This is a genomic window from Aquimarina amphilecti, from assembly GCF_900109375.1.
GTDB lineage: Bacteria > Bacteroidota > Bacteroidia > Flavobacteriales > Flavobacteriaceae > Aquimarina > Aquimarina amphilecti.
This window is the reverse complement of record NZ_FOAB01000003.1, coordinates 668,469-681,144: the sequence shown is the minus strand read 5'-3', so window position 1 is coordinate 681,144 and position 12,676 is coordinate 668,469. Positions and strand designations below refer to the sequence as shown.

The following is a 12,676-nucleotide window of genomic DNA, read 5'->3' as shown; positions in this document are numbered from 1 at the left end:
CAAGAACCATTATTTGCAATTGATTTTCAAGCAATAAGAAACATTAATCAAAGTGATGATGGAACCGATTATGCACCACCGTTAACAGGAATTAGATCAGATGAACAATATGACCTTGGTGGTGGTTGGTCTGTTGCTGTACCTTCTTTAGAAGTTTTTGACACTTGGGATGACCGAGATTATAGAAAAACTGTGAGTTTTGATGCTACCGGAATTTTTAATGGTATTGTGGAACCTTATACGGTATTTACGGATTTTAATACAAGAGCAGTAAACCGTCCTCATATTGCTAAATACACTCGATTCATAGGAGCAACGGCTAATGGAAATGGTCGTGCATCAGAAACTAATTATGCCACAATGAGATATGCAGAGGTATTGTTGATTGCAGCAGAGGCATTAAATGAAATTAACGGTGGAAGCGAAGAAGCTCATCAGTATGTAAATAGAGTAAGAGCTAGAGCTAGAAATGGTTCTGATTTCCCGGCTGATGCTTCTGGTTTGTCTCAAGACGATTTTAGAACTATGGTATTAGAAGAACGCAGATTAGAGCTAGCCTTCGAATTTAAAAGATGGTATGATATTGCTAGAAGAGAAATGGGAACACAAGTATTTGGATCAACTGGACTCGAAGGTCTAAAAGCTAACTTTGATCCAACTCGTGATTATCTATTACCTATTCCAAATGAAGAAGTACTAAGAAATCCTAACTTATCTCAAAATGACGGGTATTAATTGATGATATCTATGATAAAAGAAAAAAGAAAAATATTTCCCGGATTAATTATCACTTTACTAATATGTTTTACCGCTTGTAAAGATATTTCTTCGGATAATAAACAAGAAGAAACGATAGCTGAAGAGGATAAGATTATTCAATATTCGGATAGGTTTTCATATTTATTAGACTATTCGGTAGATTCTTTAGCTTTTCCAAGAAGTGCTGATGATAATGGGATTATTAAAAAAGTTCTATCAAAGGATTGGACCAGTGGTTTTTTTCCAGGTACTCTTTGGAAAATTTATCAATTAACTGGTGATACTAAATATAAAGCTAAGGCTAAAGAATGGACAACTTTTATTGAAAAAGAAAAGTATAATGATAGAACCCACGATATGGGATTCAAAGTGTTTTGTAGTTTTGGAAATGGATACAGAATGACAAATGATGAATCTTATAGAGCCATTATTTTAGAAAGCGCAGAAACTCTATCTACTAGATATAACAGTACTGTCGGGTCGATCCGTTCTTGGGATTTTAATAAAGAAGAGTGGCAATTTCCTGTGATTATTGATAATATGATGAATTTAGAATTGCTTTTTGAAGCATCTAATTACTCAGAGGACCCTAAATATTATAATATAGCCCGGCAACACGCTAACACGACTTTAAAAAATCATTTTAGAGAGAATAATAGTAGCTATCATGTAATAGATTATGATACTATAACTGGTAAAATTAGAACAAAGGTAACTCACCAAGGTTTTAGCAATGAATCGTCTTGGGCAAGAGGTCAGGCTTGGGGGCTTTATGGCTATACTATGGCGTATAGATATACCAAAGATATAGCGTTTTTAGAACAATCTAAAAAGATTGCTTCTTTTTTAATGGAACATAAAAACCTCCCAGAAGATGCGATACCATATTGGGATTTTGATGCTCCTAATATTCCTAGTGAACCTAGAGATGCTTCGGCGGCAGCAGTTATTGCTTCGGGAATGATAGAATTATATGAATATACAAAAGACAAAAAGTATCTGGAATTTGCAGATGAAATTATAGCAAGTTTGTCATCAAAAAAATATATAATTCAAAAAGAAACTAATGTACCATTTATTCTAAGTCATAGTACGGGAAATTGGCCTAAAAATGATGAGATTAATGGACCAATTAGTTACGCTGATTACTATTTTTTAGAAGCAGTTTTAAGGAGAAAGAACCTTAAGTAAAGCCTACAAATCTTATGAATAATAGTATTTTTTCTTTTCTAAAATTGGTACAGTTTATAGTGCTTCTTTTTTTGTCTTCTTATTGCTTAGCGCAAATAAGTAGATTAAAAGAAAATATAAATGATAATTGGGAATATCTAGAATTGGATCTCGAAAATGTGGATCAGGTCCATAAACAAACCAATTGGGTTTCGGTTAATTTACCACATACTTGGAATAATTATGATACTATGGATCTTCAGCCTGGTTATAGAAGAAGTTCGAGTTGGTATAAAAAAAATATTCAGATAGAAGCGATCACAAAAGATGTTGTTTATGATCTATACTTTGAAGGAGCGAATATAACCACTCAAGTGTTTATTAATAGTAAATTAGTTGGAAAACATGTTGGCGGTTATATTGGATTTTCATTTGATATTTCTAAGGAGTTGAAAATTGGAAATAATGAAATATTGGTTAAAGTTGATAATAGTTATGATCCCGAAATAATACCTTCTCAAAAAAGTGACTTTTTTATTTATGGTGGAATAACCAGAGATGTATGGCTAATTCATAAGCATAAAACTAATATTTCTGATCTAAAAATAACTACTCCAGATGTTTCCAAAGAACAAGGATCTTTAAAGCTGGATATAGAAATATCAGGTCTGCAAAAAAATGAAGAATATAAAGTAACAGCCCATTTATTTGAACCAAATGGAAAAGAAATACAAAAAATCACAGAAAAAATACTTACCAATCAATTAACATTAAATTTAAAAGATATAGCTAAACCATTACTATGGGATATCGATGCACCTAATTTGTATACGATTGAGGTTGTATTATTAAAATCTGGAAAACAAATCGATAGATTATCAGAAAAAGTAGGCTTCCGCTGGTTCGAGTTTAAAAAAAATGGACCATTTTATCTTAATGGGAAAAGAGTATTGTTACGAGGAACACATCGTCACGAAGAACATGCAGGATATGGAGCAGCAATGCCAAATGAATTGCATCGCAATGATATTAAAGCTATAAAAGAGATGGGTGCTAATTTTATTAGGTTAGCACATTATCCTCAGGACCCAGAGGTTTATAAAATGTGCGATGAGTTAGGGATTTTAGTTTGGGATGAATTACCTTGGTGTAGAGGAGGAATTGGAAATGAAAATTGGAAAACCAATACCAAAAACATGTTATCCGAAATTATCAATCAAAACTATAATCATCCAAGTGTTATCATATGGTCTTTAGGAAATGAAATTTATTGGTTGCCAGATTTTAAGGATGGGGATAATGAGAAGAAATTAAATGATTTTTTAGAAGAATTAAATACACTATCACATACATTAGATCCAACAAGAAAAACTGCTATCCGTAAATATTATTCAGGATCAGATATTGTAGATGTATTTTCACCATCTATCTGGTCTGGTTGGTATTCTGGTAGCTATACTACCTATGAAAAAGCACTAAAAAAATATATAAAAGAATATACTCATTTTCTTCACGCCGAGTATGGAGGGTCTAGTCATTATGGTAGACATACAGAAAATCCAATTGATGGCAGTGGAACCATGGACCAAGATGGATGGACAGAGGCGATCACTCAAACTTCCATTACTAATATTGCCAAAATAGGTGATTGGAGCGAAAATTATATTGTGGATCTTTTTGATTGGCATTTAAAGATAGCCGAAACTAATCCATCTTTTGTAGGCAATGTACAATGGGCATTTAAAGATTTTGGAACACCATTAAGACCAGAAAATGATATCCCTTATGTAAATCAAAAAGGGATTATGGATAGAGAAGGAAACCCTAAAGACGCATATTACGTTTTTAAAAGTTATTGGGCGAAAGACCCATTTGTATATATAGAATCTCACACTTGGACAGAAAGACAAGGTCCTAAAGATACGTTTCGTACTATAAATGTATTTAGTAATTGTGATAAAGTAGAGTTGTTTTTTGAGGGAAAATCTTTAGGGGCAAAGAAAAAAGACATTAATAAGTTTCCTGCTTCGGGACTAACATGGGATGTGCTTTTTAAAGAAGGATCGAACCAATTAAAAGCAATTGGATATAAAGCTGGGAAAAAAGCTACAGATAGCCTTAAAGTTAGTTATAGGTATCAAAAAAATGATGTAGCCAAGTCATTGTCACTTTCATATGAAAAAATAAAAAATGGTAATTATTTAATTACGGCTATTGCAAAAGATAAAGAAGGATTGAGATGTTTAGACTATGAAGAGAGAGTCTATTTTCAATGCTTGTCTGGAGGAGAAGCTAAAAAATATCTAGGCACACCAATGGGCAGTGAATCCATTAAAATGTCTAATGGTAAGGCACAAATTGAAGTCATACCAAATAAAGAAAACTCTACTATCGAAATGATGGTGTTAAATCAAAGTTTTAAAGGAACTTATTTAACCATATCAAAATAATAGTTAGAGTTTACATTTTGTTAGTTTTTGAATTGTTTTTAGGGGAGGTGTCTTATGATGCCTCCTCTATTGTTTTTTAAAAAGGAAAATACGCTTTAGCATTATGGTAACAAATGTCGGAAACAATTTTACCTAACCATTTTTCATCTCTAGGTAGTATTCCATTTTTTACATCATCTCCGATTAAGTTACAGAGGATACGACGAAAATAATCGTGTCGCGGAAAAGATAAAAAACTTCTTGAATCAGTTAACATACCAACAAAACAACTAAGTATACCTATATTAGATAATGAGTTTAAATGTTTTTCCATACCATCTTTTTGATCCAAGAACCACCAAGCTGCACCATATTGAATTTTTCCTTTCACACTTCCGTCATTAAAATTACCAACCATAGAAGCAAAAACCTCATTGTCTGATGGATTCAAGTTGTATAGGATAGTTTTGGCGAGTTGATCTGTTTTGTCTAAAGAATTCAAAAACCTGCTTAAGTTTTTAGCCTGAGAATAATCACCAATGGAGTCAAATCCAGTATCAGGACCAAGTTTTTTTAAAAGTCTTTTGTTATTATTTCTAATTGCTCCTAGATGATATTGCTGAACCCATCCTCGTTTATGATAACAAGTACTTAAGAAGTGCAAAACTTCAAACTTGAAATAATTAATCTCTTTAATTTCAAGAGGTCTTTGTGCTTTTATTTTTTTAAAAATCTGTTCTATATTACAGGTTCCTTTCTGAAAATAATATAAATTCTCTAAGCCGTGATCAGATAATCTGCAACCAGTTTCGTGAAAGTAATCAATTCTGTTTTCCAGTGCAGCTAAGAGATCTTCAAAATTTTTAATTTGTATGTTGGATTTAGCTTCTAACTGATTAAGATATTCTAGATAGTTTGATGAATTTCCTATGGCATAGGAATTATCAGGTCTGAAGGTCGGTAAGAGCTTCATTTCTTTCTCTTTAGCCGCGTATCTGCTGTGGTTTTTTAGTGAGTCGATAGGATCATCTGTGGTGCAAACTAACGTTACATTGTTCATTTTTAGTAACCCTTGAGTCGTATGATTTAAGCTTTGTAATTGTTCATTGGTTGATGAATATATTTTTTTTGCCGTCTCTGGAGATAGTATTTCGGAGATAGAAAAATGCTTCATAAGTTCCATATGTGTCCAATGAAACAAGGGATTTCTTATGGTATACGGAACTGTATCCGCCCATTTTAGAAACTTTTCATTATCAGTAGCTTTGCCTGTGATAAATTTTTCGTTGATACCTAACGTTCGCATAGCACGCCACTTATAGTGATCTCCTTGTAACCATACTTCAGTAATAGTATTGAATTTTCTATTATCACAAACATCTTTTGGTGATAGGTGATTATGATAATCTATAATAGGTAGATCTTTAGCATAGGAATGATAAAGAATTTTGGAAAAATCGTTTTGTAGTAAAAAGTCGTTGTGGATAAATGACGATGTAGCTTTCATATTTTCTAACTAATTTGAATTAGAACATAGTTGCAATATAACTACCGTATAGTATCCAAATATTTGTTTTTGGGTAACGAATTGTTCAATATCTCTGATATTATGATTCTTAGTAAGTCATAAAGTTTATAAAACAATTCAGATGATCTTCTAATTTATTGTTTTTGATAAAAAAAGGCCTCATATAATGAGACCTTTTCTAATTTATTTGTAATGATATTATTTAACATTATGGATATGAACATCTCTTTGCGGGTAAGGAATTGATATTCCTGCAGCGTCCAATGCATTTTTAGAATCTTCTAAAGCACCAAAATAAACATCCCAATAATCAGCAACATTAGTATTTGGTCTTACTACAAGATTAATAGCGTTATCTCCAAGTTCACTAACCGCTACAGTAGGAGCTGGGTCCTTTAGAACTTTAGGGTTATCTGTAAGAACTTTCATAATAACATCTTTCGCTTTTTTGATATCATCTCCATAACCAATACCTATATTAAGATCGACTCTTAATGTTCCTTGAGAAGTATAATTTATAATATTTCCATTAGATAAGGTTCCGTTAGGAATGATTGCTTCTTTATTATCAGGAGTAGATAATTTTGTAGTGAAAATTTCTATTTCTTTTACCACTCCTAGAACTCCTTGTGCTTCGATTAAATCACCAATTTTAAAAGGTTTGAAGATCATAATAAGAACACCTCCTGCAAAATTAGCCAAAGATCCTTGTAGCGCTAAACCAATTGCTAAACCAGCGGCTGCTAAAATAGCAGCAAAAGATGTGGTTTCAACACCAATCGTTCCAAGAACAGCAAGAATTAATACAATTTTTAAAATCCAACCTAGAAGGTTAGAAAGAAATTTTTGCAGACTTTCGTCATAATTTCTTAATGCCATTACTTTAGAAATTCCTTTCAATAGTTTTTTGATGATCCAAGAACCTATAATCCAAATTAGTATTGCTCCAATTACCTTTGGTCCAAAATCAACAATAAAATCGGTTCCTTTATCCAACCACTTTTGAATATCCATATACAAGTTTTTTAAAATTAATGATTTGTAAGTCTTAAAATTAATAATTTATGTTTTTGATTGGGTAATACAATATATAAGAATATCAGAAATTCGATAAATGACCATTGAATGCCTTTAAAAGGTTAATAATCCTAAATTTTTTATAAGAGTTCTTACAAAACTTCAGGATTATTCATTTTAATTGTACATTACACAACCTCAAAAAAATAATTTATGTCAGAGTTTTTGTACTTTTTTAAAGAAGGATTTTTTCATGTCTTGGATTGGCAAGCATATGATCATATTCTATTTTTTATAGTCCTTATTATTGCATATGCTTTTGACGATTGGAAAAGAATTTTAACGTTAGTAACGTTATTTACTTTAGGGCATACGGTTTCTTTATTCTTAGCTGTCTACGATATAGTTACTGTAAATTCAAAACTTGTAGAGTTTTTGATCCCTATCACTATATTGATTACCGCTGTATTTAATGTATTTACGGCTAAGAATACTACAAAAAAAGATAAAATAGGAGTGTTGTATGCTACTACAGCTTTTTTTGGACTTATTCATGGGTTAGGCTTTTCAAGTTATTTTGATATGATTAGTAGCGGTGGTGATTATAAAGCACTTTCAATATTAGAATTTGCTCTTGGTATTGAAGTGTCTCAAATTATTGTTGTTCTAATAGTTCTTATTATAAGTTTCCTTGTTCAAATGATTTTTAGATTTTCTAAACGAGATTGGATATTAGTAGTTTCTTCTATAGTAATTGGGATGGTAATTCCTATGATAATTTCAAACAGAATATGGTAATTAATTATCAATTAGTGTTGTATTTGACACATAGTCATAATATATTCGTACTTTATTAAGTATAAGTACTATCCAATTTTTTATATGCCAAAAAAAAAACAACTGAAATATGATAAAGCCTATCTTAGAATAGCAAGAGAATGGGGGAAGTTATCCCATTGTGATAGAAAAAAAGTTGGCGCGGTTATTGTCAAAGATAGAATGATTATTTCTGATGGTTTTAATGGAACTCCAACAGGTTTTGAAAACCCTTGTGAAGATGAAGAAGGATACACTAAATGGTATGTGCTTCATGCAGAAGCTAATGCGATTTCCAAGGTTGCATCTTCTACACAATCTTGTAAGGGAGCTACATTATATATTACACTCTCACCTTGTAAAGAGTGTAGTAAATTAATCCATCAAGCAGGGATAAAGAGAATTGTATATCAAACAGCGTATAAAGATGATTCCGGACTTTTGTTTTTAGAGAAAGCTGGTGTAGAAATAGAAAACATTATTGATTTAGACGATTAATGGGTTATTCAAAAAAATATTTGCCATTATTTATTGGTTTGGCGATGGGAGCGGGAGTCTTTTTAGGAAGTAAGCTCAACTTTAGCAATCCGTCTGCTAAATTATTTTCCTACAATGCTAAAAAGGAAAAATTAAATCGGCTAATTGATTATATAGATTATGAATATGTCGATGATATTAATACAGATAGTATTGTAGATGTAACAGTAAATAGAATTCTTGAAAACCTTGATCCGCATTCTGTATATATTCCTCCAGAAGAATTAGAAGGTATTACCGAAAGTATGCAAGGAGATTTTATAGGAATTGGTGTTAGTTACTATCCGTATAGAGATACAATTTCTGTTATTAATACAATTAAAGGTGGACCTAGTGAACAATCTGGAATTTTGGCTGGAGATAGAATACTCATGGCTGATCAAGACACACTTTATGGTGAACGCCTGCGAAGAGATGGATTAGCAGATAAATTAAAGGGAGAACTGAATAGTCAAGTCCAATTAAAAGTTTATAGAAAAGGCACAGGTATATTTGATGTAGTTGTAAAACGAGGTAGAGTGCCATTGAGAAGTGTAGATGCTAGCTATATGCTAAAAGAAAGATTAGGATATATAAAAGTGAACCGTTTTGCAGAAACTACGTATAAAGAGTTCAAAAAAGCACTAGATTCTTTACAAGATCTTGGTGCAGAAAATTTAGTTGTAGATCTTAGAGATAATGGAGGAGGTTTTATTGCTCCTGCACTAAAAATGGCCGATGAGTTTTTGCAAAATGATGAATTAATCATGTTTACTAAAAATAAAAAAGGAGCCATAGAAAATAATTATGCTACACGTAATGGTAGTTTCGAAAAAGGAAATGTATATGTGTTAATTAATGAAAACTCTGCTTCTGCAAGTGAGATTTTTGCAGGTGCTATCCAAGATAATGATAGAGGTACTATTGTAGGTAGACGTTCATATGGTAAAGGTTTAGTGCAAAGAGAAATGGCATTAGGAGACGGTAGTGCAATTAGATTGACAATTTCTAGGTATTATACGCCAACAGGACGATCAATCCAGAAACCTTATGAGAATGGCAATAAAGAGTATTTTAATGAATATTTAGAAAGATATAAAAATGGTGAATTACAGAATGCAGATAGTATACAGGTTGCAGATTCTTTAAAGTTTAAGACACCAGGCGGTAAAACAGTGTATGGAGGTGGAGGAATAATACCGGATATTTTTGTTAGTAAGGATACCACAAGAGTTGGAGAGACATTAGATTATATGCTAAGATCCGGAAGAATGGGTGGATACATATTCGAAGAGTTGGATAAAAAGAGAGCATTTTACAATGAATTAACTGAAGAACAGTTCAAGGAAGAAATAAATATAGATGATGATTTTGCAGATGGATTTCTTGTATATACGAGAAAAAATGGAATTGATATTAATCTGAAAAATTATAGAGAACAATTAAAGAAGTATTTAAAAGCTATTATGGCTCAGCAACTATTTGGGACTAGTGAATTTGAAAAAATTATTAATAAAGATGATAAAATGATTCAAAAAGTTTTATCTATTTCTGATTAGAAACTTACATTCAATTTAAATATGGAATCACTAACGGATTTTCTAGCAATTTTCTGCTTTTGTTTTTTTTTAATCGCAATTATTATAACGCTTATAAACAATAGTGCTTCCATTTTATTAGATCACGGGATTTATGTACAATCTTCTTATCCACGTACATCATTATTAATAAAGCATATCAAAAGTACGTCTGATATGTCCTTTAAAAAATCTTTAAAGAAAGCTTTAGTATTAAGAAAATTGCACAAACTATTTATAGTGTTTTCATTAATATGTGGCATTTTTCTGGCTATATTAACATTTAAGTGATATTTTTAAAAACAGAAAAAGACTTTAGAATCTTATCTAGGCCCCAAATATGTCAGAATTAACAGAATATCTATTAGCAATTGCTCTTTGCTCTCCACTTTTTTTCTTTATTGTGGCAGTAGGGTTTAGGTTGTTGGATAATAGTGCGTCTTTATTTCTTGATAACGAAATTTTGGTGGATTCTTCTTACGTGTCAGGAGATTTGATTAGAGAGCATATTGAAAGTACTGAAGATTTCAAATTAAAGAGGTCCTTAAAGAGGGCTCTTACCTTCAGGAAATTGCATAACTTTTTTATGATTTTAGCAGTAATATCATTACCACCAGTAATCATTGCCTGTTTCCTTGTGACATTTATAGCATAAACCGTAACAGCTATCCGTTCTTCTGTTTCTGTTGTATAGCTCTAGAAATTAAAAGTATCATAAGTAAAATAACGACACAAGCTGAACCTAGGATGCTAATTAATGCAGTTTTACTATCTCCTTGTAAAATATCGTTAAAATCTAAAACAGTGGCATTGTAAATAATCAAAGAAATAGCTACTACGATCAAAGCATAAATAAAGTACTTCATTTAAAATAGACCTTTTATATTAGTTGCAAATAATTTTACCGCAATTGCGAGCAAAATTACACCAAATATTTTTCTAATAACATTAATTCCTTGTTTACCTAGTACTTTTTCTATTCTTCCAGAAGATTTAAGAACAATATAAACAAAAATAATATTAACAACTATGGCGATTACTATGTTTATAGGTTGATATTCTGCCCTAAGAGATAGTATAGAAGTCATGGTTCCAGCTCCAGCAATAAGTGGAAATGCTAAAGGTACAACTGCTGCAGTTTCCGGTTCATCATCCTTGTATAATTGAATACCCAGAATCATTTCTAAAGCTAAAAAGAATATGATAAAAGCACCAGCAACGGCAAAAGAATTAACATCAATACCAATTAGATTTAGAATCTCTTTACCTACAAATAAAAATAATATCATTAAGATAGCTGCTACTAGAGATGCTTTCTCACTTTGTATATGACCTACTTTCTTACGAAGGTCAATAATAATAGGAATGCTACCCACGATATCAATTACTGCAAAAAGTACCATGCTAGCAGTTAATATCTCCTTTAAGTCAAAGTTCATTTTAATTGATTTTTATGGTTAGTGCCAAAGTACATAGACTTACGCAGTATAAAAGTAGCATAAAAAGATAAATAATCAGTAAAATTTATCTCTCATAAAAACTATCTTCGCAATATGTTTCAGTTAGGTAAAACCATCGTTTCAGAAGAAATTATCGAAAAAGATTTTGTTTGCAATCTTTCTGCTTGCAAAGGCGCTTGTTGTATTGATGGAGAAGCGGGAGCACCGTTAGAAGAATGGGAAACCCAAAAATTAAAGGAAATTTACCCTGTCGTAAAACCTTATTTAAGAAAAGAAGGTGTTGAAGCAGTTGAAAAACAAGGAGCTTTTGTAAAGACTGCACAAGGAGAATTAGAAACTCCGTTAATAGAGGGAGCAGATTGTGCATATGTTATTTTTGATAAAAAAGGCACAGCTTTATGTGCAATAGAAGAAGCTTATAATCAGGGGGAAGTGGATTGGAAAAAACCAATATCTTGTCATTTGTATCCCGTTAGAGTTCAGGATTACACGGAGTTTTCTGCGGTTAATTACCACAAATGGGAAATATGTGACGATGCCTGTACATTGGGAAAAGAACTTCAAGTACCCGTATACAAATTTGTAAAGCAAGCATTGATTCGTAAGTTCGGAGAAGATTGGTATATGGAGCTAGAAAAAGTAGCAAAAGACCTGAAAAAATAAAATTCCTTATTTTTATTGTTATTAATGTTTACCTAATAGGGAAAAGGAGTACTAACATTAAAACCAAAACAATAATTTTATGAAAACAATTCAAGTGTGTATCGGACTATTTATGCTCGCTGTTGTTCCTTTTGGATGCAGTGATGATGATATAGTTGATGACATCGTTGTTCCAGATGCAGAAGAAACAGGAACATTTTTAGAACAAGATCTTCATGTACTATATTTAAGTAGACAAGATGATTTGATCGCAGAAGAAATTGCATCAGTTGAAGAAGAGCTAGTTAATGATCCTGACAATCAGGATTTACAAGGGCAATTAGAAGAACTGCAAGAAAGAAGAGAAGCTAACACAGAGCAGATTAATTTTCTGAATGGGCAAATAGAAGAAATTGTTGGTGATCTTGCTGTAAGGCCTAGAGTACCAAGACTTCCTCCAGTTCCGCCACCGCCACTTCCTTGTACATGCTTTACAGATGTAGAATTTAGTAGATTAGAACAAATCTTGTTGGCTGGTAATGCAGAAGGTTTTGCAGTAACAGTTTTTACAGAAAATCAGGAAGTAATAGCAGAATTTGGTAATCTTACAGATTTTGAAGATACAGGATTACAGGTGATCTCTTTGAATGAAGCGATAGATTTCCAAGGGAATGTAGTAATTCAAATTTCTAAGTTCTTTGAACCAATTGGTGATATTACAACCTATTCTATAGAAGGGAATATTAACCTTTAGTTACCTTC

At 31.9% G+C, this 12,676-nt stretch carries 13 protein-coding genes; 9 read left to right on the top strand and 4 right to left on the bottom strand.

Features of this window, described 5'->3' with window-relative positions; translation table 11 throughout:
* From BMY33_RS10670 to BMY33_RS10660, 3 genes are all read left to right on the top strand, one after another.
* Positions 1-735, top strand: a 735-nt coding sequence (locus BMY33_RS10670; protein WP_139195631.1) for a RagB/SusD family nutrient uptake outer membrane protein, incomplete at its 5' end; no start/stop codon positions are given.
* Positions 736-747: 12 nt separating this feature from the next.
* On the top strand, positions 748-1,950 hold the full coding sequence (locus BMY33_RS10665) for a glycoside hydrolase family 88 protein (protein WP_091408197.1): 1,203 nt from the start codon (positions 748-750) through the stop codon (positions 1,948-1,950).
* Between the two features lie 14 nt (positions 1,951-1,964).
* On the top strand, positions 1,965-4,379 hold the full coding sequence (locus BMY33_RS10660) for a glycoside hydrolase family 2 protein (RefSeq protein ID WP_091408162.1): 2,415 nt from the start codon (positions 1,965-1,967) through the stop codon (positions 4,377-4,379).
* 76 nt (positions 4,380-4,455) lie between these two features.
* On the opposite strand, the gene uxaC is transcribed toward BMY33_RS10660, so the two are convergent.
* Together uxaC and BMY33_RS10650 are read right to left on the bottom strand one after the other, a co-directional pair.
* Positions 4,456-5,865: a glucuronate isomerase gene (uxaC, locus tag BMY33_RS10655; protein ID WP_091408160.1), complete on the bottom strand. Its 1,410-nt coding sequence runs from the start codon at positions 5,863-5,865 to the stop codon at positions 4,456-4,458.
* Positions 5,866-6,084: 219 nt separating this feature from the next.
* Entirely contained in the window at positions 6,085-6,900 is an 816-nt protein-coding gene (locus BMY33_RS10650; RefSeq protein WP_091408159.1) for a mechanosensitive ion channel family protein, read from the bottom strand.
* Between the two features lie 216 nt (positions 6,901-7,116).
* Here BMY33_RS10650 and BMY33_RS10645 point away from each other — a divergent pair, with 216 nt between their 5' ends.
* From BMY33_RS10645 to BMY33_RS10630, 4 genes are all read left to right on the top strand, one after another.
* The gene (locus BMY33_RS10645; RefSeq protein WP_091408157.1) at positions 7,117-7,701 is read left to right on the top strand and encodes a HupE/UreJ family protein; all 585 of its coding nucleotides are present in this window, start codon (positions 7,117-7,119) and stop codon (positions 7,699-7,701) included.
* A gap of 84 nt (positions 7,702-7,785) precedes the next feature.
* Positions 7,786-8,217, top strand: coding sequence for a deoxycytidylate deaminase (locus BMY33_RS10640; protein WP_091408156.1), 432 nt, complete (start codon positions 7,786-7,788; stop codon positions 8,215-8,217).
* Between the two features lie 20 nt (positions 8,218-8,237).
* The gene (locus tag BMY33_RS10635) at positions 8,238-9,794 is read left to right on the top strand and encodes a S41 family peptidase (protein WP_342028427.1); all 1,557 of its coding nucleotides are present in this window, start codon (positions 8,238-8,240) and stop codon (positions 9,792-9,794) included.
* Between the two features lie 358 nt (positions 9,795-10,152).
* Positions 10,153-10,467: a hypothetical protein gene (locus tag BMY33_RS10630; protein ID WP_091408153.1), complete on the top strand. Its 315-nt coding sequence runs from the start codon at positions 10,153-10,155 to the stop codon at positions 10,465-10,467.
* 10 nt (positions 10,468-10,477) lie between these two features.
* Here the strand turns inward: BMY33_RS10630 and BMY33_RS10625 are convergent, their stop codons facing one another.
* Positions 10,478-10,678 (bottom strand): hypothetical protein, encoded by a 201-nt coding sequence (locus tag BMY33_RS10625; protein WP_091408151.1) that lies wholly within the window; start codon positions 10,676-10,678, stop codon positions 10,478-10,480.
* Complete coding sequence (locus tag BMY33_RS10620) at positions 10,679-11,251, bottom strand: MarC family protein (protein WP_091408150.1); 573 nt, start codon at positions 11,249-11,251, stop codon at positions 10,679-10,681.
* 114 nt (positions 11,252-11,365) lie between these two features.
* Here BMY33_RS10620 and BMY33_RS10615 point away from each other — a divergent pair, with 114 nt between their 5' ends.
* Positions 11,366-11,935, top strand: a complete 570-nt coding sequence (locus BMY33_RS10615; RefSeq protein ID WP_091408148.1) for a DUF3109 family protein — start codon at positions 11,366-11,368, stop codon at positions 11,933-11,935.
* Positions 11,936-12,014: 79 nt separating this feature from the next.
* Complete coding sequence (locus tag BMY33_RS10610; RefSeq protein ID WP_091408146.1) at positions 12,015-12,668, top strand: hypothetical protein; 654 nt, start codon at positions 12,015-12,017, stop codon at positions 12,666-12,668.
* Positions 12,669-12,676: the final 8 nt, after the last annotated feature.